Below are 24,344 nucleotides of genomic sequence, written 5' to 3' on the forward strand. Positions count from 1 at the left end.
GAAATCTGTCAAGCCTTTCTCCCGCGTCTGAAAGCCGCGCTTTCAGATCAATCGACGCGGATCATGCGCAGCGCCGCCGTGTAGAACAGCGCGGTTTCGATGCGGCGCCCGGGGAAGATGCGGGCAAGCGCATCGCGATAGGCGCGCATCTGGCGCAGGTGCGGGGCCGGCACACCCGCAAGATCGGAAGGCGGATTGCGTCCGGTCTTGAAATCGAGTGCGCGCACGACATCTTCGCCCACGATCAGCCGGTCGATCGTGCCGGTGATGACAACATCCTCGACGACTGCCGAAAGCGGCGCCTCGGCATAGGCACCCTCCACAAACCACGGCGCCAGCGCGGGATCGGCAAGCGCACCTGCGATTTCGCGCGTGATCGCGTCCGCATCGAGATCGGGCGCATTGCGCTGGAGCCACGCGCGCATCGCCGCATCGCGGTTCGCGGGCGAAACACCGCCGATCCGCTCGAACAGCTGGTGCAGCACCTGCCCGCGCCGCGCGGCGGCGCGCAGTGCCGGGCCGGGCGGCGGTTCGACGGGATCGTCGTCCTGCGGCGCGGAAGGCGCGAGCGGGCGCGGCGGGCGTTCTTCCTCGGGCGGCTGCGTGAGCGCCCATGCGGGAATGGCAGGCGCGACAGGCTGAGCGGGTTTCACGGGTGCAGCGGCGGCCGCGGGCGTGCCGCTCGCATGGCGCAGCACCTTGCCCCAGACGGGATCATCGCGAGTCTCTGCGTCCAATGCCGCGAGCGCATCGGCAACATGGCCGTGCCAGCTCTTCGCCTTCGAGGGCCGCTTGCCGAGCGCGCCGCCGACATAAAGCCGGTCTTCCGCGCGCGTGAGCGCGACGTAGAGCAGGCGCATGTGCTCTTCGCCCTCGGCGCGGGTCGCTGCCTCGTGCGCGGCGCGCGCGGGTCCGACGAGCGCCTTCGCCGAACCGAAGAACAGCGGCGCGGGACCGAGGCCGGGGAGATCGAGCGAGAGCGGCGGCTTCGCGCCTTTGGGCACGGCGGAGGCCGCATCGGCGAGGATGACGATGGGCGCCTGCAACCCCTTCGAGCCGTGCACGGTCATGATGCGCACGGCATCGTGCGCGGCCTCCGCGTCGCGCTTCACCTCCACGTCGTCCGCCTCGATCCAGGATAGGAACCCCTGCAGCGAGGGCGTGTTCGCACCCTCGTAAGCGAGCGCTTGGTTGAGCAGCTCCTCGATCGGATCGCGCGCTTCCTCACCGAGCCGCGCGATAAGGCGCAGGCGGCCCTGGGGTTCGCCGGAAAGTACGTATTCTAGAAACTCGTAGGGCGCCATGTAGTCGGCGCGGGCGAGGACCTTGCCGAGCCAGTCTTCTGCTGCGCGGGCCTTGTCGTCGGTGCGATCGCGCAGCGTGCGCCAGAGCGTGCCGCGGCGTTTGAAGGCAAGGGCGTAGAGATCGTCCTGCGTCCAGCCGAGGAAGGGCGAGACGAGCAACGCGGCAAGCGACAAGTCGTCGCCCGGCTGCAGCGCGAAGCGGACGAGCGCGAGCAGATCCTGCACGGCGAGCGGCTGTGTGAGACGCAGCCGGTCTGCACCCGCAACGGGCACACGCGCCGTCATCAGCGCCGAGACGAGCGCGGGCACAAGGCTGCCGCGCGAACGCACGAGCAGCATGATGTCGCCCGCCGCGATCGGGCGCCCCTTCGAGGCCAGAAGCTCGCCACGCTCCAGCCAGCCGGAAACGTGCCGCGCGATGTTTGCCGCGAGCGTGCGCTCCGCATCTTCGGGAACGCTGTCCTCCGCGTCGTCTTCCTCTTCGAGCGCACCCGTCACCGGCGTCCACAGCACCACCTCCCCGGCCGCGCCCGCACGGTGCGCGGCGTGGCGCGGGATTTCCCCTTCGATCCCGAACGCGGCGGGGCCGACCGTCTCCACCACCGTGTCGACGACATCGAGCACGGCGGGCGCGGAGCGAAAGCTGAGCGCGAGGTCGATCGTCTCGAACGGCTTGTCCGCGCTCCGGGCACGGCGCTGTGCCGACGCGCGCGCCGTTTCGAACGCGCGGGGGTCGGTGCCCTGAAAACCGAAGATCGCCTGCTTGTAGTCGCCGACCGCGAACTGCGTGCGCGCGCCCGTCTCCGCCTCGTCGCGCGTGCCGTGCCCTGCGAAGAACTCGTCGGCGATCGCCTCGACGATCGCCCACTGCGCGGCGTTCGTATCCTGCCCCTCGTCCACGAGGATGTGATCTATGCGCTGGTCGAGCTTGTAGAGCACGAAGGGCGCGGCGAGCGTGGAGAGCAGCCGCGCAGCCTTGACGATGAGATCGGCGTAATCGAGCGCGCCCGCGGCCTCCTTGCGCGTCTCGTAAGCTGCGGCGAGCGCATGGCCGACGCGCAGGTGCAGCGCGGCCGTTTCGGCGAGGTCGAGCCCGGCGGCGAGATCGCGAACGACACCGACGACGATGCAGAAACGCTCATGGAGCTCGCCAAAACCCTTGGGCGATGCCCGGCGCTCGCCGTCCTTTCGAAAGCCGGCGCCGACAAGTGCATCAAGGAAATCGTGCCGTAGCTCAGGCGCCGCACCGAGTACGCGCGCCAGCGCATCGGCGGCGTCGAGGCCGGTCTTCGTACCCCATGCCGCCATCGCCGCCGCATATTCGCGCACGGTTTCCCAATCGAACGCATCGTCGGCAAGCGCGGCAGCGAGCACCTCGTCGCGGCTGCCGCTACCGGGAAGGCCAAGCCCGCGGCGAACAAGACCGCGCCAGTCGACGGCCTTGTTGTAGACGTCCTCGAACACGCCGCGTTCAGCGAGCAGCTTCGCGATCACCTCCTGCACGCGCGCCTCGCCGCCCTGCACGGACAGGATTGCGAGGTCGGCGAGCAGCGCAGCGTCGCCGCTGCCGATCCGCTGTGCGAGCGTTTCGGAATGGATGCGAAGCGCGCTCCGGTCGTCGAGCGTTTCGTAGCCGGGGGCGATCCCCGCCTCGAGCGGGAACGCCGCGAGCAGCGCGCTCGCGAAGCTGTGCAGCGTCTGCACCTTCAGGCCGCCGCGCGTCTCCAAGGCTTCCGCAAAGAGCGCACGGGCGCGGCGGCAGGTGCCTTCGTCGGTTGGGGCGCCGATCGCGGCGAGTTCGGCGACGAGTGTTTCATCGTCCGCGCGCACCCAGCGCGACAGGGTTTCAAAGATGCGCGTCTGCATCTCCGCCGCCGCCGCCTTCGTGAAGGTGAGCGCGAGCAGCCCGTCCGGCCGCGCACCCGCAAGCAGCAGCCGCAGCACGCGCGCGGTCAGCACCTGCGTCTTCCCCGTCCCCGCCGAGGCGGAAACCCACGCGCTGAGGTCTGGGTCGGCAGCGCGTTTCTGTTCGGGAAGGAGCGGCCGGATGCTCATTTGCGCCCCCACCATTCGGCGAGCCGCGCGAGGTGATCGTAATCCTGCAAGTGAACAGCGTATTCCGGCTTCACCTTCGCCTCGAACGGGCGGCTACCCGCGAGATATTCGCTGACGGCCTCGCGGAACGCGGCGCGGCAGGTTTCGATGAAGGCGGGAAGATCCGCCCAGGCGTCCTTGTAGTGGCGCGCGCTCGTTGTCTCCTTGCCCGCCTCCTTGCCGCCCGAGAGCTTCCAGTAGGCGACCTCGACGACGCCCGACGCCGGACCATCCAGCGCACCCTCTTCGGCGAGCCATGCAAGCAGGCCGAGTTGCGAGGCAAGGCCATCCGAAAGGCGCGCCTGCCTTGGAACGGCCCCGGTCTTGAAGTCCGCAATCAGCAGGCCGCCAGGCCCGGCCTGCACGATATCCGCCTTGCCCTTCAGCGTGACGCCGGAGATGTCGAGGCAGCCCTCTACCTCCGAGCGGACTGTGCCCCAGCCTGCTGACGCGCGCGCCGCCATCAGCTCCGCCACCCAATCGAGCATCCGCACGATACGGGGTCGCCAGAGCGCGGCGACGAGCGGTTGATCGGCGTGCGCCGCGATGGCCTTGTCGATCGCGGCTTCGCGTGCGGCGGGATCGTGGAGCGTGCCCGCTTCGACCAGCGTTTCGATGACGGCGTGGACAATGGTGCCGCGCTCTGCCGCCGAGAGATCAGCATCGAGCGGATCGAGCGGACGCAGGCGGAGCATCTTGTCGGCGTAGAAGCTGTAGGGGTCGATCAGCAGACGATCGACCTGCGTGACGCTGATCTGTTTGGGGCGGTCGGCAGCGGGCGGCGCGGGGCGCGGGCGCTCGGCAGGCGGCACACTCTCGCGTGCATCGAGCGCGGCGGCGAGCACGGGGAGTTCGGTTTCCTTCTGAGCATGCTCCCCCGCGAAGGCGAGCAGCCGCAGCCAAAAGCGCGAGGCGACCGTGGGCGCGGAGGCATCGCGGCGCGCGCGCGTGAGCAGCACGTTCGGCGCCGCTGCCGCGAGCACGAAATCATGCGCGGCAAGGCCGATCGCGCGCTCGGTTTCGGGAAGGCCGAGGCGGCGGCGAATCGCCGGCGGAATCCAGGGGTCGAACGGATCGCCGCCCGGCCAGACACCTTCATTGAGCCCGCCGAGAATCATCAGGTCGGCGCGCTGCAATCGCGCTTCGAGAAGGCCGTAGATGGTAAGGCGCGGATGCTTGCCGAAGGCGGGGCGCACGGCGACGTCGCCGAGCATCGCACCGAACAGCGCAGGAAGGTCGGCGGGCGGAATCAGCAGGCCTATATCACCGTGCTGCACCATCTCTGTGATCGTCTCGGCCGCAGCGCGTCCGGCAGCCCCTTCCCAGACGCGGCCTTCGGAGACGTCTTCCGCAAACGCACGCAGGCCGTCCGCCAGTTCGCCGAGCGCGCGCGGCTTTGCCATCAACGCTTCGAACGCATCGAGGCGCGGGCGGAGTGCCTTCCACCACGCGGCGAGCTGCGCACGTTCGCTATCGGAGAGCGCGCCCTGGGGCGGAGCCTTGAGGCGCGCGGCAACGCCCTTGAGACCCGCGGCCGGGCGCACGCCGCGAAGGCCGAGATCGAGACGGCGCACCTCATCTAGCCAGTTGAGGCGCGCCCTGCCCTCGCCCGGCCCCGCCAGCGGGTGCTTGAGCAGCGCGAGCAATGCACCCGGTGCGAACCGCTGCGCGCCCGCCTCAAGTGCGGCGAGCAGCAGCGTCCCCGCAGGCGCGCGGGCGAGCGGCGTGCCAGCCGAATCGTCGACCTCGATTTCCCAGCGCCGAAGCTGCGCGGCGACGCGGCGGGCAAGGCCGCGATCGGGGGTGACAAGCGCGGCCGTGGCCCCCGGCGTATCGAGCTGGCGCCGCATCGCGAGCGCAACCACGCCCGCCTCCTCGGCCGGGTTCGCCGCCTCTACGAAGCGGAGGCCGGGGAGCGGACCCGCAGGCGGCCAGTGTGCGGTACTGCCCGCGAGCGACAGCGCCGCGGCGATCGCCTCGGCGCGCGCTTCGGGGCCGTCGAGCGCGCTCGCTCCCTCCCACACGCCGACCTCTTCGCGCGCGACGCCCATCCGGTCGAGAAGGTGCCACAGGCCGCACTGCGGATGTGCGGGGAAGCCACTGATTTGGTCCCAGTCGGCAGTGTGAAGGTCGAGGCCCGGCAGAACCACCGCACCGCGCGGCAGGCCTGCGACCACCGCGAGCACCTCCGCCACCGCGGGGTCCGCGCTCGCCATGCCCGCCGCCACGATGGGCCGCGCGGGCGGCACCTTGCGCCAACGGCGGGCGATGGCGGCAAGCAACAGCTGGCGCCGCGCGACGCGGTCCATGAGCCCGCGCGCCGCAAGCTGTGGCGGCCATGCGTTCACCACCACCTCGACGAACTTCAGCGTCACCTCCCAGTGCGCGCCAAGCTCCGCCATCGTCTCATGGAGCCGCGCGGGGTCGATGCCTTCGAGCTGAAGCTGGTCGAGCGTGCGCGAGAGCGCGTCGGCAAGGCGCAGTGTTTCGACACTGCTCCGCGCGCGGCCGCTCAGCTGCTGCCAGCGGTGGACGAGCGGCATCAGCAGCATCCGGCGTTCAAACGCCGCGATCGCGGGCTGCACCTCGGCCTCCAGTGCCATCGCCTCGTCGAAAAGCCCGAGTGCCTCGTTCTCGCCGACATCACCGATCGGCAGCATCCGGGGCAGCAGCAGCGCACCGCCCGAGGCGCGCACGAACGCCTCCGTCACCGCGCGCACGGCACGGCGATTGGGGAGGAGGAGGAGCGCGCGGGGAAGATCGTCCTTGCCGATGCGGCCGAGCATCCCTGCCGCAAGCGCGTCGGCGAAGGCGCGGTGCGCCGGGATCGTGAAGACGGCTTTCCGCTCAGCCATTGCCGAGCAGCGCCTCCGTCTCCTTCACCGCGCCCGGCGTGCCGACATGGAACCACTGGCCGGTGTGCGCGATGCCGTAGAGACGACCGCTTTCGATCAGCCGGTCGTAGATGAGATTGATCGAGAAGGCGCCTTCCGGCACGTCGTCGAACAGCGACGCCTTCAGCAACTGCACGCCGGAAAACACGAACGGCGCCACGCGCGCGCCGCGCCTGCGCGCGAGCAGGCCTTCGCCCGTCATGTGGAAATCGCCCCGCCCTTCATAGCCGTGCGCGCGGGCAAGCGGCACGACGAGCAGCAGCGCATCCATGATGTCGGGATCCCAGCGCCGCGCCATCTGCCGCAGCGTATCGATCGGCCCGTCCACCCACATGTTGTCGCTGTTCACGACGAAGAACGGATCGGCACCGATCAGCGGCAGCGCCTTCGCGACACCGCCGCCGGTTTCGAGCAGCGCGTCGCGCTCGTCGGAAACCGCGATGTCGAGATCGGCGGCATTGCGCGCAAGGTGCGCCTCCACCTGCCCGGCGAGATAGTGAACATTGACGACGACGCGGCGTACGTCCGAGGCGCGCAGGTTATCGAGTGCGTGATCGAGCAGCGTCTTGCCGTGCACACGCACGAGCGGCTTCGGGCGCGTCGCGGTGAGCGGACGCATCCGTTTGCCGAGCCCGGCGGCGAGCACCATCGCGGCGGGTGGCAGTGGGCCTTCGGGATTGGGACGGAGCGCCATCGGCGCGCGGTGCGTCTTCATGCGTCACCCATGAAGTCGCGGCGCATGGAGGCGGGAAGGTTCGCATCGAACCAGCACGCGACGGGCGCGAGCGCGGGATGCGCGAGATTCCGGTCGAGCAGCGACCAGACGCGCGGGATGTGCTTCAGATAGCCGGGTTTGCCGTCGCGCCGCCACAGCCGCACGAACACACCGAGGATGCGCGCTGCGCGCTGCGCACCGAGCACCGCGTAGCTCGCCGCGAAAGCGTCGCGATCGAATTCCGGCCGCACGGCGAGATAGCGCGCGATGAGTTCCGGCTCCAGTGCGGGCGGAACGTCGCGGCGCGGGTCCTGGATCAGCGACACCAGATCGTAGGCTGCGGGGCCGCGCATCGCGTCCTGAAAATCGAGCACGCCGACACGGGCAAGGCCGTCGCGCTCCGGCAGCCACATCAGGTTCGGGGAATGGTAATCGAGCTGCACGAGCCGGTCATCGTGCGCGCGGGCGAGCGGCCATACCTCGGCCCACGCTGCGGCATAGGCAACGCGCAAGCCATCATCCGCCGCGCCGCCCTTCAGACCCGGCCAATGCCAGTCGAGCACCAGCGCGACCTCACGCGCCATGCGTTCCTCGGCATAGGGGCCGACCAGATGCTCCCCCACACGCTCCGCCATAGGCTCGGCATGGAGATGCGCGAGCACGTCCGTCGCCGCGCGGTAAAGCGCCGCCTCGTCGGCGCCGGCTTCGATGGCGCGCACGAACATCGAATCGCCAAGGTCTTCGAGAAGCGCGAGGCCCTGCGCGGGCGCCGAAGCGAACACCTGCGGCACGCTGATACCCCGCGCCGCGAGGTACGTGTCGATCGCAACAAACGCCGCGCAGTTCTCGTTGGGCGGCGGCGCATCCATCAGCACGGCACGGCGGTCGCCATCGCGCACGCGGAAATAGCGGCGAAACGACGCGTCCCCGGCGAGCGGCGCAATCTCGGCGCCACCCCATCCGTTCGCGTTCAGGAAAGCGCGTGCCCCTTCGGGCATGTTCAGGTCGGCCATCGCGCTTCCCAAGCGGGCGGCACGCGCGCTGTCAAGCGGCGGCTGCCTTCACCGCTATCGGTGAGCGTCAGGTGCAGCGCTTCCGGCCAGCGTGCGCCCGCGCGCTCGGGCCATTCAATGACCAGCGCGCCGTCCGCCAGAATTTCGTCGAGGCCGAGTTCTTCCACCTCGTCCGGGTCTTCGAGCCGGTAGAGATCGACGTGCCACACGGGGAGGCGTACCCCCGGCACTTCATAGCTCTGCACCAGCGTGAAGGTCGGGCTCGGCACTTCGCCGACATGGCCGAGGCCGGCAAGAATCCCGCGTGCGAGCGCCGTTTTCCCCGCGCCGAGATCGCCCGACAGCAGCACGACGTCGCCGGGCACGAGCCGCGCGGCAAGGCGGCGTCCGAACCTGTCCGTCGCTGCTTCGTCCGCAAGCGCGATCACGCACGGTCCCCATGACGGCGCGGAATGTGGAGGCTGACCGTCGTGCCCTCGCCGAGGTGCGAATCGAGAATGACCCGGCCGCCGTGCAGATCGATCACATCGCGCACCAGTGACAGGCCGAGACCGACGCCCTGGCTCGCCGTGGCGTTCGAGCCCTTGCGGAAGCGATCGAACACCAGCTCCTGCTCGTCGTCCGGGATGCCGATGCCATTGTCACTGACACGGATCACGATGCTGTCCGGCAGGCTTTCGACATAGATGGCGGCGCGCCCGCCGGAGGGCGTGAAGCGGATCGCGTTGTTTACGAGATTGAACAACGCCTGCTTCAGGCGCACCGGATCGCCGTCAATGACGCCGACGTCCGCCGGAACGTTCGTCTCGAACGCAAGGCCGCGATCCTCGGCGAAACTGCGCGTCATGGTCGCCACGCTTTCGACAAGCTCGCCGACCGCGACCGCGCGAATGTCGAGCGCGAGCGCGCCCGCTTCGGTGACGGCAAGGTCGAGAATGTCGTTGATAAGAAGCTGCAGCCGGTCCGACGAGATCAGGATCGAGCGGATATAGTCTTCCTGCTTCGGGGTCAGGTCGCCGACATAACCTTGCGCGAGCATTTCGGCGAAGCCGCTGATCGCGGTGAGCGGCGTGCGCAGCTCGTAGGACATGTTCTCGACGAACGCCGATTTCTGCCGGTCCGCTGCCTCCAGCGCCTCGTTCCGTTCACGCAGCGCGTTCTCGATGCGCGTCGAATCGGTGATGTCGAGGAAAGTGATGAGCGCGTTGCCGTCCGGCAGCGGCACCGCCGCGTATTGGAGAACGCGCGCGGCGGTGAAATCGACACGCCCGGACTTGGCCTGACGGCCCACCGTGGACGCCTGGATGAGATCGCGCAGCAGCCCAAGATAGGCATGCTCCTCGCGCGGCAGCGCGGTGGGATCGGCAAGCTCGTCGACATGCGGCTTCGTGGCGAGGTGCGCTTCGTCGATGTTCCAGAGATCAGCGAACACGCTGTTGTAGAGCTGCACGCGGCCGTCGGCTGCGAACACGGCAACGGCCTCGTGCAGGTTGTTGAGCGTCGCTTCCTGCACGCGCAGCAGCGTATCGCGCGAACTGGCGAGCCGAAGCTGTTCGGAGCGGTCCTCGAAGATCAAGAGGAGTCCGCCGTCGGGGCTCGGCTGCGCGATAACGCGGAGCACGGTCGTGTCGGGGAGAACCCACGTCTCCTCGGCATTGTCCATCTGACTGGTGAACCACGCGCGGCGCGCGCGGCGCCAGCTCGGGAAATCGCGCTGCTCGGGCAGGCGATGCTGTTCCTGCATCCGCTCGAACAGCCGGTCGAACTCGGGGCCTTCGTCGAGGAACGCAGCATCGAGGCGGAAGAGCGCCGCGAACGCGGTGTTCCAGAACACGAGCGCCCGGTCCGCGCCGAAGCGGGCGACGCCGGCAGAGAGGCGATCGAAGGTCGCCGTCTGCGCGGCAACGAAGCGTTCGAGTTCGCCGACCGCCTCGTCGCGTTCGCTGATGTCGATGGCGTAGCCCGCGACCTCACCGTTTTCGAGCGGCTTGTCGATGATCCGCATCATGCGGCGCTCGCCGCCGATGATCGCCGGTTCCTCGCGCACCTGCGGCATGCCGGTCGCAAGCGCCATGCGCGCCGCCGATTGCGGCGTCGCCGAGAGCGGATTGGAGACAAGCTCGATGCCGAGACGCACGGCGGCGGCGGGGCTTTCAGCCTCCACCGCGTCGGCATAGGCGCGGTTCACCTGAACGAGGCGCTGATCGGCACCGCGCCGCCAGATCGGAATCGGCGCCGCGTCGATGACCGCCGTTGAAGCGCCGAGCGTGGCGCGCAGCCCGTCGCGGTCCGCCTCCAACGCCTCCGTCCTGCGATACACGCCGCTCGAATCCGAAAACCACACGACCGTCCCACGATCGCCTGCGAGTTGCGGTGGGGCGGTCTTACCCTCCGCAGTCAGCACCCGGTCGCCGGCACCGGACACGGAAATGCGGAACGGCGCGCCGGAAATGGCGAGCGCCTGGATTGCAGCACCCAGCGCCGCATAATCATCCGCGGAAAGGCCGCTTTCGCCGCTGCCGAGCAAATCGTCGAACCGCGCCACCTTGCGATCGAGACCCAGCCACGAGCGGAGCGTGTCCGAACATGATGCCGCGCCGTCTTCGCCGACGACGAGATAGGCGCCGGGCGTGGTGGTGAGCAGGCCGCGTAACCGCAGGCCCCATTCCTTCGCCGTTTCCGCCTGCACACGCGCACGCGCCGAGCGGATCACCGCCCATACGGCGAACGCCAGCCACGCCGCGCCGATAATCGCGGTCGCCGTCACCGGCCAGCCGCGCTGCATCAGCGACACAGCAGCCGATGCCGGTGCCGCAAGCAGCATCAGAAGCGCAGCAAGAGAAGTGAGACGAAGGATCACGGCGGCGACCTTAGACGCAGTCGCCGCCGGTTTGAATCCCTGTTGAACGCGTCAGTAGCGGTATTGGTCGGTCTTGAAGGGGCCGGCGGCATCGATGCCGAGATAAGAGGCCTGTTCGCCCGAGAGCGTGGTCAGCTCGACACCGAGCTTTTCGAGGTGCAGCGCCGCCACCTTCTCGTCGAGATGCTTCGGCAGAACGTAGACGTCGTTCTTGTATTCACCGCCGCGCGTGAACAGCTCGATCTGCGCGAGCACCTGGTTCGAAAAGCTCGCCGACATCACGAAGCTCGGGTGGCCGGTGGCGTTGCCGAGGTTTAGCAGGCGCCCCTGCGAAAGCAGCAGGATACGCTTGCCGTCGGGGAATTCGATCATGTCGACCTGCGGCTTCACCTCGGTCCATTTGAGGTTCTTGAGCGCGCCGACCTGAATCTCGTTGTCGAAGTGGCCGATGTTGCCGACGATCGCCATATCCTTCATCGCGCGCATGTGATCGAGCGTGATGACATCCTTGTTGCCGGTCGCGGTGACGAAGATGTCGGCGATCGGCGCCGCCGTTTCCATGGTGACGACCTGAAACCCATCCATCGCCGCCTGCAGTGCGCAGATCGGGTCGATCTCCGTGATCATGACGCGCGCGCCCGCGCCGCGCAGCGAGGCGGCCGAGCCCTTGCCGACATCGCCGTAACCGGCAACGACCGCAACCTTGCCCGCCATCATCACGTCGGTACCGCGGCGGATGCCGTCGACGAGGCTTTCCTTGCAGCCGTACTTGTTGTCGAACTTCGACTTGGTGACGCTGTCGTTCACGTTGATCGCCGGGAACGGCAGCTTGCCCGCCTTCGCCAGCTCGTAAAGGCGATGGACGCCCGTGGTCGTTTCTTCCGAAACCCCGCGAATGCTCTTCAAAGTCTTCGTGAAGAAGCCCGGCGAGGCGGCGGCTCGCGCCTTCACGACGCGCTGAAATTCCTCTTCCTCCTCGTTGGTGGGCGCGGGCAGGTTCTCGCCCACCTCAAGCCGCGCACCCCAGAGGATGAACATTGTGGCGTCGCCGCCGTCGTCGAGGATCATGTTGGCGGGCTCGCCCGGCCACTGGAAGGTGAGGTCGATATAGTCCCAGTATTCGGCGAGCGTCTCGCCCTTCACCGCGAACACGGGGATGCCCTGCGCGGCGATGGCGGCGGCGGCGTGGTCCTGCGTCGAATAGATGTTGCACGAGGCCCAGCGCACCTCGGCGCCGAGCGCGGTCAGCGTCTCGATCAGCGCCGCGGTCTGGATCGTCATGTGCAGCGAGCCGGTGATGCGCGCGCCTTTCAGGGGCTTCGCGGCGCCATATTCGGCGCGCAGCGACATCAGGCCCGGCATTTCGGTTTCCGCGATGGCAAGTTCCTTGCGGCCCCAATCGGCGAGCGTGATGTCCCGGACGATATAATCCTGCGCCATGATCTTTATTCCTGTCTCTGTGCGCGCGGGCGGCCGCGCGGATATCAGAGGGGGGATTACGAGAGGGCTCGTCTCAAGGCAAGAGTGAATATAAAGAACTCTTTATGTCCACAAAGAAAGGCGGCCGCGCAAGCATGAGCCTGCGCAGCCGCGAGAAACCGCCCGCCGCCGCCGCAAAAGGGGAGGAAAACAGCGGCGACGGGCCGGAGGGACTGGGAAAACGATAAGCGACGCGACGAAACTGAAACGCGATCAGGAGCAGGTGCGACCGACGCCCTTTGGCGAAACGAACATCCGGTCTGCGATCGCCTCGACCTCGGCGCGGCCGAGACTCGCGACCTGCTCGGCGAGCGCGGCGGTTTCCTTGCAGAATTCCGGATTGGCGGCGCCGGCCGAATGGCCATTCGCCATCGCGGTGGTAAAGCGGTCGTAGTCGCGCGCCTTGCCGGCGCGGACGAAGTGCGTTTTCAGCACGTCATTGTGCGCAGAAATCGTGGTGCGGTGCGTCCTCACGAAGCGGTTGTAGTGACCGAGCACATCGTACTGGGTGGAGCGGCATTGAAGCGCCCCGACCATCAGCAGTGTCTGCAGGTCGCGCACCTTGGCAGCCTTCACCGCTGCGCCGTTCCAGCAGTTCTGCGCGGCCGCCGGCGTGGCAAGCGACAGGGACAGCAGCGCGGCGGCGCTGCTGATGAGCATTTTCGAGACTTTCCTCATGATATGACCCCCAGCTGACGCGCCGGGAGGGACCCTCGTCTCCCGGCGGCAGACGGAAGAGTGCGACTCGCGCGTAAATCAGGGCTTAAACGGAACGGTTGCCTAACAATTAAGCGCGAATGCTATGCGTGCCCCGCACTGGCGCTGAGCAAACCGACATCGATGCCGGCGCCCGCGAAAGCGGAGGTCCAGCGGCTGTCGATCGGAGCGTCGAACAGAAGTTCGCTGTTCCCCGGCACGGAAAACCAGCCGTGACGTGTCATCTCCTCGTCGAGTTGGCCCGGCCCCCAGCCCGCGTAGCCAAGCGCGATCAGCCAGCGCTTCGGCCCCTTGCCGGCAGCGATGTCGCGCAGAATGTCGAGCGTTGCGGTGAGCGCCCAGCGGCCGCCCACCGAGAGCGTCGACTGGCCTTCGTATTCGGGACTGTGCAGCACGAAGCCCCGGCCCGGCTCCACCGGGCCGCCCGCGAACACCGGCACGGCGGGCGCGATGCCCGGATCGACATCGAGCTGTTCAAGCAGGCTGCGCACATCGATGTCGTCGCGGACTTTGTTGATGATGAGCCCGAGCGCCGATTCGGCATCATGAACGCACATGGCGATCGCCACGCGCTCGAATCGCGGATCGGCCATGCCGGGCATCGACAGCAGCAGCTGTCCCGAAAGATAGGGCGCGACGTCCATGGCGGAACTATAGGCAATCCTGCAGCCTTATGCCAACGGACGCTTGGCGATCAGCGGGGGACCGGTTACCAAGCGCGTCCAGATTCCCCGTCCAAGGAGCACGACCCATGACGATTTCGGTAGGCGACAAGATCCCGAGCGCAACGCTAATGACGATGACGGAAAGCGGCCCCGCGCCCGTCCACACCGACGAGTTCTTCTCGGGGCGCACCGTCGCTCTCTTCTCGGTTCCCGGCGCGTTCACGCCGACCTGCTCGGCCAAGCACCTCCCCGGCTTCATCGATCATGCCGACGAACTGAAGGCGAAGGGCGTCGACGAGATCGCCTGCCTGGCCGTGAACGACGCGTTCGTGATGGGCGCATGGGGCAAGGGCGCTGGCGCCGACGGCAAGGTGACGATGCTCGCCGACGGCAACGGCAGCTTTTCAGAAGCGCTCGGCCTCACCATGGACGCCTCCAAGTTCGGCATGGGCAAGCGCGGTCAGCGCTTCTCCGTGCTCGTGAAGGACGGCGTCGTCAGCGAACTCAACATCGAGGAGCCGGGCGCCTTCCGTGTGTCGAGCGCCGAGCACCTGCTGAGCCAGCTCGCCTAAACCGACATGCAGGACGCCGCAGCCGTCGTCGCGGAACTCGATCGCCTCTATGAGGCGTCCCGCGAACGGCTGCGGACGGCCCTGCAAGCCTATATCGCGGACGGCACGCGCCCCGACGCGGCGGCGCGCAAGGCCGGCGCCTTCGCCTACCCCGAACTTCGGCTGCGCTACAGCGGCGAACGCGCCGCGCGGCCCGCCTCCCACGCGTGGGGACGGCTCACCGCGCCGGGCACATACGCCACCAGCATCACGCGCCCAGCACTGTTCCGCGACTATCTTGCCGAGCAGATCAACCTGCTCACGCGTGATTACGGCGTGACGTTCGAGGCCGCGCCGGGCCAACAGGAAATTCCCTTCCCCTACGTGCTCGACACGGGCGGGCTCGACCTCGGCGAGGTGCGCGCAGAGGAACTCGCGCGCTGGTTCCCGGCAACCGAGCTTGCCCATATCGGCGACGAAGTGGCGGACGGCCTGTGGAACCCCGCGCTCAGCCCGGCGCGGCCGCTCGCGCTGTTCGATGCGCTGCGCACCGATTTCAGCCTCGCACGGCTTCGCCACTACACGGGGACGCCGCCCGAGCACGTGCAGCGCTATGTGCTGTTCACCAACTACCACCGCTACGTCGACGAGTTCGTGCGCTGGGCGTGCGAGCAGCTGACGCTCGGCGGCCGCTACATGGCGCTTTCGGGCGCAGGCGGCGTGGTGATGACCGCGGGCGACGCCGACCCGGAGCGCATGGCGTCGGACGCAGCATGGCGCCGCCACCAAATGCCCGCCTGGCACCTGATGAGCGAGGACGGCACCGGCATCAGCCTCGTCAACATCGGCGTCGGCCCCTCGAACGCCAAGACGATTACCGACCATCTCGCCGTGCTGCGCCCCGAGGCGTGGCTGATGATCGGCCACTGCGGCGGGCTTCGCCCCACCCAGACGATCGGCGACTACGTGCTCGCACACGCCTATCTGCGCGACGACCACGTGCTCGACGACGTGCTGCCGCCCGAAATCCCCATCCCCGCCATCGCTGAAGTGCAGCAGGCGCTCCAGCAGGCCGCGCTCGATGTGACCGGCGAGAGCGCCGATGCGCTGAAACGGCGCCTGCGCACCGGCACCGTCGTCACCACCGACGACCGCAACTGGGAGCTGCGCTACTCGCTCTCGGCGCTACGCTTCTCGCAGTCGCGCGCCGTCGCGATCGACATGGAATCGGCGACGATCGCGGCGCAAGGCTACCGCTTCCGTGTCCCCTATGGCACGCTGCTCTGCGTTTCGGACAAGCCGCTGCACGGCGAGCTCAAGCTGCCGGGCCAGGCGAACCGCTTCTACGAGCGCGCCATCCGCGAACACATCCGTATCGGCATCGCCACCTGCGACCTGCTCCGGACCGCCGGCTCACGCCTCCACAGCCGCAAGCTCCGCGCCTTCGACGAACCGGCGTTCAGGTAATTACCACCCGCAGGTCTTGCCCTTGTTCTGCTTTTCAAGCCACGTCATCAGCGGCTGGAAATAGGCGATCATCGCCTTGCCATCCATCTGCCGCGAGCCCGTGAACGCCTGCAGCGCATCCGGCCACGGCTTCGAGGCGCCCATCTCCAGCATCGCGTTCAGTTTCTCACCGACCTTCTTGTCGCCGTAGATCGAGCAGCGGTGCAGCGGCCCCTTCCAGCCTGCCTCCCTGCACGCCGCCTGATGGAACTGGAACTGCAGCAGCCGCGCGAGGAAATAGCGCGTGTAGGGCGTGTTGCCGGGGATGTGGTATTTCGCACCCGGATCGAAATCAGCCTCGCTGCGCGGCACCGGCGGCACGATGCCCTGATACTGGAGGCGAAGGTCGTTCCACGCCGTGTTGTAGGTATTGGGCGTGATCTTCCCGGAGAACACGCCCCAGCGCCACTTGTCGATAAGAAGCCCGAAGGGCAGGAACGCCACCTTGTCCATCGCCTGCTTCAAAAGCAGCCCGATGTCCTTGTCCGCGCTCGGCACTGCCTTCGGATCAAGCAGCCCGATTTTGACGAGATAGTCAGGCGTCACCGACAGCGCGATGAAATCGCCGACGGCTTCGTGGAAGCCGTCGTTGGCGCTGTTCATGTAGAGGTATGGCTGCTGGTTGTAGGCGCGCTGGTAGTAGTTGTGCCCAAGCTCGTGATGGACGGTGACGAAATCGTCGCCGTTTACTTTGGTGCACATCTTGATGCGAATGTCGTCCTTGTTGTCGATGTCCCACGCGCTTGCATGGCACACGACTTCGCGGTCGCGGGGCGCTGTGATCATCGAGCGCTGCCAGAAGGTCTGGGGCAGCGGCGCGAAGCCGAGCGACGAGAAGAATCCCTCCCCGGTCTTCACGATCGTCTCGGGCGTGTAGTCTTTCGAAACGAGTAGCTCGGTGAGATCGTAGCCGACATCGCCCGCGCCTTTCGGTGCGACGACATCGTAGATGTTGCCCCACTCCTGCGCCCACATGTTGCCGAGAAGGTCGGCGCGGATCGGACCGGTCTTCGGCTGCACGGCATCGCCGTATTTCTCATTGAGCTTGGAACGCGTGTAGCAGTGGAGCTGGTCGTAGAGCGGTTTCACCTGCTTCCACGTGTCGTCGGTGAGCTTCGCGAACGCGTCCGGGTCCATGTCGTAGCCCGCTCGCCACTGCGCCCCGGTGTCGGCGTAGCCGAGTTCCTTCGAACCCGCGTTCGAGATACTGACGAACTGCGTGTAGTCGCTGCGCATCGCCGCGCCGACCTTGTGCCACGAGACCCACATCTCCTTCAGCAATTCCGGATCGCGCTCGGTGCCCATGAGCGCTTCGAGATCGTTGCCGCTCTTCACCTCGCCCTTGTACGTGCCCTTGCCCTTCCCGTAGGTCGATTGCAGCCCGGTGAGCAGCGTGGAGAGCTTGTCCGCCGCGCCCGGTGTGTTCGGCGCCGGGGCGACGAGGCCCTGCCGCAGCATATCGAGCTTGCGCTTCGTGTCGTAAGAGAGCCCCAGCAGCGACGCATATTTCGCCGCTTCGGAGGCATAGCGCACGCCGGCCTCGGTGAAGGCCGCACCGGTGCGCGCGGCAAGGATGTCGGTATCGTCCGTAATATAGGTCGCGTTGACCCATGCGGCGCGCGCGGCGAAGATGCCGAGCTCTTCCAGATCCTTCTCCGCCTTTGCCACGAACGCATCGGCATCGGCAGACGTGGGCGCTGGTGCCGCGCCGGTCGCGAGCAGCATCGCGGCGAGCGCGAGCGCGGAAGTCAGGCTTTTCATGGTCGGATATCTCCCCTGAACCGTTATGGCTTCAGGGTAGAACCGCGCGGCAGAGCGTCAAGCTGCGAAGAAGTCCGCCAGCGACGAACCGAGTTCCGGGCGCGTGACGCTCGACATGTGCGTGCCGGGAATTTCACGCCACGTCGCATTCGGTAGCGCTTCAGACAGCGCGTGCGCCTCGGCATTGTAGTGATCCTCCGCGCCGCAAAGAACGAGCGCGGGCAGCGTGATCGCCTTCACGTCGGCAAGCGCCGAGTCGACCTGCGCATTCAGCAGATGGATCGCGGCCTCCGGGTCCACCTTGTTGGTCCGCATGAACTGGACCGCGAAATAGGCCTCGCTGCCGCGCGCATGGTCATCGGCATTCCGGATCGTGTCGATGAACCAGTTGGTGCTGGGCGCGACGTTCACGACCGCGCCGAGCCCCATGCCCACCACCGCGATGCGGCGGGGCGTCGCCCCGCGGACCACCGCGCGCAGCGTCTGCCGGCCGCCGAGCGAATAGCCGCCGAGGTCATAGTCGGTGAGGCCGAGGTGATCGATGAGCGCGAGCACGTCGTCAGCCAGCACATCGGCTGGATAAGCGGCGGCATCGGTCGGGGCGGCGCTTTTCCCATGGCCACGGAAATCCGGCATGATGACGCGCAGCCCCGCGTCGGCGATGCGGGCCGCCGTGCCGAACTTCAGCCAGTTGACGTTGGCGTTCGAAAACAGGCCGTGGAGCAGAACGAGCGGGCGCCCGTCTTCGGAGCCTGCCTCCGTCCACGCCATGCGCACGCCATCGAACGATTCGAAATCTCTATCCCGCGTCTGGAGAGACACCCGCTTCCTTCCACCGTCTGTTCAGCGCCTCGTACTCATCGCAGCGCTGGCCGGGAAGAGCGGACGTGTCACTCCATGCATCGTGGCGGCTCTCGATGCCGAAATTGGAAGTGGGGAAAAACGGCGCGGGGTCGTCGAACGTGCCGACGGTGAGGTCCATGTGGTCGCTGTCGGGGAACGCGAAGCCGAGCGGCGTGCCGCAGGCCGAGCAGAACGGCCGCTTCGCGATCGGCGAGGAGGCGTACCAGTCCGGCTCCCGATTCCAGCGCACGCCCGCCTTGGGAAGGTTCTTGAACGCGATCGAGACGCCGCCCGTCGCGCGCTGGCAATAGCGGCAATGGCAGAGATAGGCTTCGTAGTTTTCGATCTCCGCTTCGTAGCGGATACGGCCGCACCGGCAGCCGCCCGTCGCCTTCGTCATCGCGCCTCCAGTCCCGCCTGCTTCATGCGCCAGACGGCAATGTCGATACGATCCTGACCGAAGAACGGTTCCCCGTCGAACACCAGCGTCGGCACGCCCCAGTGCCCGGCCTTTTCGAGGGCCTGCTGGTTCGCGGCGATCTCGGCGTCGAGCGTTCCGGCATCGGCCGCAGCCTCGGCCTCGATCTCGTCAAAATCGAGGCCTGCGCGCGCTGCTGCCCCCGCGAGATGATCGCCTTCGTGCCAGTTTTCCGTACCGCCCCAGATGAGTCGAGACGCTTCGTCCGCGAATGCGAGCCCGGCCCCGCGCCGCGCCGCAGCCTGGCCGAGTCGCGTCAGGCGGAAGATGTAGGGCTGATCGGCGGCGATCTCGCGCGTGAACATGTTCTGGACGATCGGGTCCGGCCGCGGCGGCGCCACCGGAATCCCCAGATACTGCGCCACGCGCACGAAATCGCGCATCGTGTAACCGAGCCAGTTGGGGTGGTTCGTCTCGAAGAAATCCGGCTGACGGATCGCGAGCGGATAAACCGGGCGCAGCGTGATGCTGAGGTCGTATTCCTGCGTCAGCGCGCGGTAACGGCGGGCCGCGAGGTACGAATAGGGCGAGCGGAACGACCAGAAGACGTCGGCGGAAAGTGTCGGCATGTGCGACAAATTACACCACACTTCGCCGTGCGCCATCCTGTCATTGCACATAGTAAGCATGGTTATTATATCCACGCTTATGAGCGAATCACTCGGCTTTCTTCTCGCGGATAGCGCACGCCTGCTACGGCGCGAATTCGATGCGCGGGCGCGCGCCATCGGCGTCACCCGTCCGCAATGGCGCGTCCTCATCGTGCTCAAGCGCGGCGAGGGCATCAATCAGGGCGAACTCGCGGACAGGCTGGAGGTCGAAGCGATCACCGTCGGGCGCATGGTCGATCGTCTCCAGGAGGCAGGCCTCGTCGAGCGGCAGGCCGATCCCGCCGACCGACGCGCCTGGCGCCTTTTCCTGACTCCGCGTTCGCGCGCGCTGATGGAAGAACTGGGGCCGGTCTCCGACCGCATGATCGCAGACATGCTGGAAGGCTTTACCCCAATCGAACGCGAGGCTTTCGCGAACTATCTCGAACGTGTGCGCGCCAACCTGCTGCGCCAGACAGAGCAGGACGTCGTCAATGGCTGACCTTGGATTTGAAGTGAACGACGATACGGCAATGTCGCGCCGTCGTTTCCCAACGTGGCTGCGCCCGCTGCTGATGCTTTCCGTACCGCTGCTGCTGATCGCGGGCGGCGCGTGGCTCTACATTGCCGGGCAGGCGCATGAATCGACCGACAACGCCTATGTGCAGCAGGACAAGGTTTCAATCGCGCCGGAGGTCAGCGGCCGCGTCGTCGAGGTGGCGGTGCGCGAGAACATGCGCGTGCAGGAAGGCCAGCTGCTGTTCCGCATTGATCCCGAGCCCTATCGCATCGCATTGAGGCAGGCCGAAGCCGCCCTCGCCAAGGCGCGCGTCGAGGTCGACGAACTCGGCGCCGAGGTGACGGTCGCGGACGTCGATATCGCGGCCGCGCGCGACGAGATCGCGTTCGCCAAGGCCGAGTTCGACAGGCAGGCCGAACTGCTGGACCGCGGCTTCACCACCCGCGCGCGCTATCAGGCAGCGCAACTCGCGCTCGCCAAGGCACGCGAGCAGATGAACACGGCGACATCTGAAGCGCGCAAGGCCCGCGTCGCGCTCGGCAGCGGCGCTGCGGCCTCCAGCCGCCCCGCCGCGGTCGAAGCCGCGCTCGCCGCACGCGAGGAGGCGATGCTCAACCTCTCGCGCACGGAAATCCGCGCACCCGCAAGCGGCATCATCAGCCAGACCGAGCGGTTGCAGGTCGGCGCGATGCTTCCGGCCGGGCTTCCGACGCTCAGCCTCGTTGCCGACGGCCATTCCTGGATCGAAGCAAACTTCAAGGAAACCCAGCTCCGCAAGATGCGCCCCGGCCAGAAGGCCACAGTCAAGATCGACGCCTATGGCGAAGATCTCTCCGGGCACATCGAAAGCATCGGCGCGGGTACGGGCAGCGAATTCGCGCTGCTTCCGGCGCAGAACGCCAACGGCAACTGGGTGAAGGTGACGCAGCGCGTGCCGGTGCGCATCGCGATCGATTCGAAAAGCGACCGCCCGCTGATTGCCGGCCTCAGCGCCGAAGCCAGCGTCGATGTCCGCTAGCGCCGCAGGCGCGCACGGCCAGCCGGTCGTCGAGGTCAGCAACAGACCGCTGCTCATCGTCGGCATCATGATGGCGATGGTCATGCAGGTGCTCGATTCGACGATCGCCAACGTCGCGCTCCCGCACATGCAAGCCTCGCTCGGCGCCACCTTCGACAGCGTGTCGTGGGTGCTGACGAGCTACATTCTCGCCACCGCCATCGCGATGCCGCTCACCGGCTGGCTCTCCGACCGATTCGGATCACGCAGGCTTTTCATCGTCTCGGTTGCAGGATTCATCATCACCTCGATGCTCTGCGGCATCGCCGTCAATCTTCCCGAGATGGTGCTGTTCCGCGTGTTGCAGGGCGCATCCGCGGCGTTCGTCGGACCGCTGTCTCAGACCGTGATGCTCGACATCACGCCGCGCGAACAGCACGCCAAGGCGATGGCATTATGGGGCATGGGCATCATGGTCGGCCCTATCATGGGGCCGATCCTCGGAGGCTGGCTCACCGACAACTACAACTGGCGCTGGATCTTCTACATCAACGTGCCGATCGGCATCGCGACACTCGCGATCCTGATCGCGCTGCTGCCCTCGCGCCCGGTGCGGCGGCGCGCGTTCGATCTGTTCGGCTTCTCGATGCTGGCGATCGGCCTCGCCGCCCTGCAATTGATGCTCGACCGCGGACAGCAGGAGGACTGGCTGCAATCCTGGGAAATCCGCACCACGCTCGGCGTTGCGATCGTCGGCATCTGGCTGTTCCTCGTCCACATGGCAACCGGACGGCGGCCGATGTTCGAGCGCGAGATGCTGACCAACCGGAATTTCCTCATCGGCCTCGTCTTCATGATCAATATCGGCGTCATCTTGATGGCGACGATGGCGCTGCTGCCGCCGATGCTGCAGGCGATCTACGGCTACCCGGTGTTCGATACCGGACTCATGCTGGCCCCGCGCGGGATCGGCGTCCTCATCAGCATGGCGATCGCCGGCCAGCTCGCGGGGCGGGTCGATGCGCGTGTGATGATCGGCGGCGGTATGGCCCTCGCCGCCGCCTCGCTCTGGTGGATGACGCACTGGTCGCTCGACATGGGCTGGCATCCCGTGGTCTGGAGCGGCGTGCTGCAAGGCCTCGGCCTCGGCTTCATCTTTTCCTCGATAAACCTCGCCGCATTCGCGACGCTGCCGCCGCGCTATCGCACCGACGCGGCAAGCCTGCTCTACCTGATGCGCAACCTCGGCTCCTCCGTCGGCATCTCGATCGTCACGGCGCAGCTCGCGCGCTCCGTGCAGACGAGCCACGAGCTTCTGGTCGGCAACATCACCGAGACGTCGCTTGCCCCGCTCAACCCGCACCTTGTGGAGGGTGCCGGGGGCGTTGGATCGAGCGTGTTCTCGATGATCGATGCGGAGATCACCCGGCAGGCGACGATGATCGGTTACATCAACGATTTCTATCTGCTGATGATCGTAACGATCCTGTCGATCCCGCTTGTGCTGTTGCTGAAGCAGCCAGCCCCCATAACGGGCACGGGTCGCTAATTCCTCACGCCTTCCTGAGGTGCCGGCGGCCGAGCAGCTCCGCGATCTGCACGGCATTCAGCGCCGCGCCCTTGCGGAGGTTGTCGCTGACGCACCAGAGGCTGAGGCCGTGGGCGACGGTCGAGTCCTTGCGGACGCGGCTCACAAAGGTCGCGTATTCTCCGACGCATTCGATCGGCGTGATGTAGCCGCCGTCCTCGCGCTTATCGATGAGCATGATGCCCGGCGCAGCGCGCAGAATCTCATGCGCTTCAGCCACCGAAATCGGATTCTCGAACTCGATGTTGATGGCTTCCGAATGGCCGACGAACACCGGCACGCGCACGCACGTCGCCGTCACGCCGATATCGGGATCGAGGATCTTGTGCGTCTCGGCGACCATCTTCCACTCTTCCTTCGTGGAACCATCCTCAAGGAAGACGTCGATGTGCGGGATGACGTTGAAGGCGATCTGCTTGGTGAACTTCCGCGTTTCCTTGGGATCGCCCACGAAGATGGCGCGCGTCTGCTCGAAAAGCTCATCCATGCCTTCCTTGCCCGCGCCCGACACCGACTGATAGGTCGAGACGACAACGCGCTTGATCGTCGCAGCGTCATGCAGCGGCTTCAGCGCGACGACCATCTGCGCGGTCGAGCAGTTCGGGTTCGCGATGATGTTGCGCTTCGTATAGCCGTCGATCGCGTCCGGGTTCACCTCCGGCACGATCAGCGGCACGTCCGGCTCCATGCGGTAGAGCGAGCTGTTGTCGATGACGACGCAGCCGGCGGCGGCGGCCTTCGGCGCATAAATCTTCGTGGGCCCCGAACCGGCGGCGAAGAGCGCGATGTCCCAGCCTGCAAAGTCGAAATGCTCGACGTTGCGGACCTTGAGCTCCCGGCCATCCTCCCCGAAGGGGATCATGTCGCCCGTGGAGCGCGAACTGGCGAGCGCGGCGATCTCGTCGATCGGAAACTCGCGCTCAGCGAGAATGTTCAGCATCTCGCGGCCGACGTTTCCGGTCGCGCCCACAACGGCAACCTTGTAGCCCATCATGCGTATCCTGCTTGAAAATGAAGCGGCCTTCTGCGCCCCTGCGCCAGGCCTTGCAAGACGTTTGCTATTTTCCGGGCAACAACGCGGACTTCTCGCGCAGCGCCTCGGGGGCGAGCATCCCGAGCGAAATATAGCATTTCAGCAGTTCATCGACAGTCACGCCGGTCACCTCGACCAGCGAGGTCGGGGGCACAAGCACCAGTCCGCCAGTCATCGGCAGCGGCGCCGAGGGCAAATAGACAAGCATGCGCTCTTCACCGCCCACGATCATCACATCGGGCGAGGCCAGCAGCGCCAGTACGTCCGCGCCGCGTTCCCCGAATCGGCAGGCCACGACGCGCATGGCGGCAAGATCGTTCTCGTTCTTGGTGCCGAGCATGCGGACGAGTTTCGAGACAGGGCGATAGACGTCGCGCAGTACGGGAATCCGGCCGATGATCGCATCGAGGCGGCGCTCGATGCTGCGCCGCGCGCGGTCCTGAAATGCGAAACCGACGGCCCAGATGCCGACCACGACAAAGATCAGCAGAAGCCAGAAGCCCACGGCGCCGTCACCGAAGATGAACGCACCGCCGCTGGTGAGCGCCGAGCCGAGCAACGTGTCCGCGCCGAACAACCCCGCCACCTGCCGCACCAGCCAGTCGAGGATCATCAGCGTCAGGATGAAGGGCAACAGGAACAGAAGGCCGGTGAGAAACTGCGCGAGAACCCTGTCGAACGCCGCGCGCCAGGTCGGAAGCGGCGGTTCGGGGGGCGGTTCGGCGGGTATCATGTC

At 67.0% G+C, this 24,344-nt stretch carries 20 protein-coding genes; 5 read left to right on the plus strand and 15 right to left on the minus strand.

The window, feature by feature from the left end:
* Positions 1 to 47: 47 nt before the first annotated feature.
* The 9 genes from addA to H2052_RS13170 all read right to left on the minus strand — a co-directional run bounded on the left by addA (position 48) and on the right by H2052_RS13170 (position 13,720).
* On the minus strand, positions 48 to 3,359 hold the full coding sequence (gene addA / locus H2052_RS13130) for a double-strand break repair helicase AddA (RefSeq protein ID WP_293782397.1): 3,312 nt from the start codon (positions 3,357 to 3,359) through the stop codon (positions 48 to 50).
* Positions 3,356 to 6,253: a double-strand break repair protein AddB gene (gene addB / locus H2052_RS13135; RefSeq protein WP_293782399.1), complete on the minus strand. Its 2,898-nt coding sequence runs from the start codon at positions 6,251 to 6,253 to the stop codon at positions 3,356 to 3,358. The genes addA and addB overlap by 4 nt, the downstream gene beginning before the upstream one ends.
* Positions 6,246 to 7,007 carry a nucleotidyltransferase family protein gene (locus tag H2052_RS13140; protein WP_293782401.1) on the minus strand — a complete coding sequence of 254 codons (762 nt, stop codon included), beginning with the start codon at positions 7,005 to 7,007 and terminating at the stop codon, positions 6,246 to 6,248. Before H2052_RS13140 ends, addB begins: the two co-directional genes overlap by 8 nt.
* A complete protein-coding gene (locus H2052_RS13145; protein WP_293782403.1) occupies positions 7,004 to 8,020 on the minus strand; it encodes a phosphotransferase in 1,017 nt (338 codons plus the stop codon). Before H2052_RS13145 ends, H2052_RS13140 begins: the two co-directional genes overlap by 4 nt.
* Positions 8,008 to 8,445 carry a tRNA (adenosine(37)-N6)-threonylcarbamoyltransferase complex ATPase subunit type 1 TsaE gene (tsaE, locus tag H2052_RS13150; RefSeq protein ID WP_293782525.1) on the minus strand — a complete coding sequence of 146 codons (438 nt, stop codon included), beginning with the start codon at positions 8,443 to 8,445 and terminating at the stop codon, positions 8,008 to 8,010. The genes H2052_RS13145 and tsaE overlap by 13 nt, the downstream gene beginning before the upstream one ends.
* Positions 8,445 to 10,880, minus strand: a complete 2,436-nt coding sequence (locus H2052_RS13155) for a PAS domain-containing sensor histidine kinase (protein ID WP_293782405.1) — start codon at positions 10,878 to 10,880, stop codon at positions 8,445 to 8,447. Before H2052_RS13155 ends, tsaE begins: the two co-directional genes overlap by 1 nt.
* A gap of 51 nt (positions 10,881 to 10,931) precedes the next feature.
* Entirely contained in the window at positions 10,932 to 12,320 is a 1,389-nt protein-coding gene (gene ahcY, locus H2052_RS13160) for an adenosylhomocysteinase (protein WP_293782407.1), read from the minus strand.
* 252 nt (positions 12,321 to 12,572) lie between these two features.
* Positions 12,573 to 13,019, minus strand: a complete 447-nt coding sequence (locus H2052_RS13165) for a hypothetical protein (RefSeq protein ID WP_293782409.1) — start codon at positions 13,017 to 13,019, stop codon at positions 12,573 to 12,575.
* A gap of 140 nt (positions 13,020 to 13,159) precedes the next feature.
* On the minus strand, positions 13,160 to 13,720 hold the full coding sequence (locus H2052_RS13170; RefSeq protein WP_293782411.1) for a YqgE/AlgH family protein: 561 nt from the start codon (positions 13,718 to 13,720) through the stop codon (positions 13,160 to 13,162).
* A gap of 107 nt (positions 13,721 to 13,827) precedes the next feature.
* Between H2052_RS13170 and H2052_RS13175 the strand changes: the two genes are divergently transcribed.
* Both H2052_RS13175 and H2052_RS13180 read left to right on the plus strand, forming a co-directional pair.
* Complete coding sequence (locus H2052_RS13175) at positions 13,828 to 14,313, plus strand: peroxiredoxin (RefSeq protein WP_293782413.1); 486 nt, start codon at positions 13,828 to 13,830, stop codon at positions 14,311 to 14,313.
* 6 nt (positions 14,314 to 14,319) lie between these two features.
* Positions 14,320 to 15,759 (plus strand): AMP nucleosidase, encoded by a 1,440-nt coding sequence (locus tag H2052_RS13180; RefSeq protein ID WP_293782415.1) that lies wholly within the window; start codon positions 14,320 to 14,322, stop codon positions 15,757 to 15,759.
* Here the strand turns inward: H2052_RS13180 and H2052_RS13185 are convergent, their stop codons facing one another.
* The 4 genes from H2052_RS13185 to H2052_RS13200 are packed head-to-tail and all read right to left on the minus strand — an operon-like array spanning position 15,760 to position 19,449.
* Positions 15,760 to 17,559, minus strand: a complete 1,800-nt coding sequence (locus H2052_RS13185; protein WP_293782417.1) for a M2 family metallopeptidase — start codon at positions 17,557 to 17,559, stop codon at positions 15,760 to 15,762.
* Between the two features lie 57 nt (positions 17,560 to 17,616).
* A complete protein-coding gene (locus H2052_RS13190) occupies positions 17,617 to 18,381 on the minus strand; it encodes an alpha/beta fold hydrolase (protein ID WP_293782419.1) in 765 nt (254 codons plus the stop codon).
* Positions 18,359 to 18,802 (minus strand): GFA family protein, encoded by a 444-nt coding sequence (locus tag H2052_RS13195; RefSeq protein WP_293782421.1) that lies wholly within the window; start codon positions 18,800 to 18,802, stop codon positions 18,359 to 18,361. Before H2052_RS13195 ends, H2052_RS13190 begins: the two co-directional genes overlap by 23 nt.
* Positions 18,799 to 19,449: a DsbA family protein gene (locus H2052_RS13200; protein WP_293782423.1), complete on the minus strand. Its 651-nt coding sequence runs from the start codon at positions 19,447 to 19,449 to the stop codon at positions 18,799 to 18,801. The genes H2052_RS13195 and H2052_RS13200 overlap by 4 nt, the downstream gene beginning before the upstream one ends.
* A gap of 79 nt (positions 19,450 to 19,528) precedes the next feature.
* Here H2052_RS13200 and H2052_RS13205 point away from each other — a divergent pair, with 79 nt between their 5' ends.
* From H2052_RS13205 to H2052_RS13215, 3 genes are read left to right on the plus strand one after another with little or no spacing between them, the layout of a single operon-like run.
* Positions 19,529 to 19,972: a MarR family transcriptional regulator gene (locus tag H2052_RS13205; RefSeq protein WP_293782425.1), complete on the plus strand. Its 444-nt coding sequence runs from the start codon at positions 19,529 to 19,531 to the stop codon at positions 19,970 to 19,972.
* Positions 19,965 to 21,008 (plus strand): HlyD family secretion protein, encoded by a 1,044-nt coding sequence (locus H2052_RS13210; protein ID WP_293782427.1) that lies wholly within the window; start codon positions 19,965 to 19,967, stop codon positions 21,006 to 21,008. Before H2052_RS13205 ends, H2052_RS13210 begins: the two co-directional genes overlap by 8 nt.
* Positions 20,998 to 22,536, plus strand: a complete 1,539-nt coding sequence (locus H2052_RS13215; protein ID WP_293782429.1) for a DHA2 family efflux MFS transporter permease subunit — start codon at positions 20,998 to 21,000, stop codon at positions 22,534 to 22,536. The genes H2052_RS13210 and H2052_RS13215 overlap by 11 nt, the downstream gene beginning before the upstream one ends.
* A gap of 4 nt (positions 22,537 to 22,540) precedes the next feature.
* On the opposite strand, the gene H2052_RS13220 is transcribed toward H2052_RS13215, so the two are convergent.
* Together H2052_RS13220 and H2052_RS13225 are read right to left on the minus strand one after the other, a co-directional pair.
* Positions 22,541 to 23,566: an aspartate-semialdehyde dehydrogenase gene (locus H2052_RS13220; RefSeq protein WP_293782527.1), complete on the minus strand. Its 1,026-nt coding sequence runs from the start codon at positions 23,564 to 23,566 to the stop codon at positions 22,541 to 22,543.
* A gap of 67 nt (positions 23,567 to 23,633) precedes the next feature.
* Positions 23,634 to 24,341 carry a DUF502 domain-containing protein gene (locus tag H2052_RS13225; protein ID WP_293782431.1) on the minus strand — a complete coding sequence of 236 codons (708 nt, stop codon included), beginning with the start codon at positions 24,339 to 24,341 and terminating at the stop codon, positions 23,634 to 23,636.
* Positions 24,342 to 24,344 lie beyond the last annotated feature (3 nt).

Origin of the sequence: Sphingosinicella sp. (assembly GCF_013911755.1) — a bacterium.
Taxonomy (GTDB): domain Bacteria; phylum Pseudomonadota; class Alphaproteobacteria; order Sphingomonadales; family Sphingomonadaceae; genus Sphingosinicella.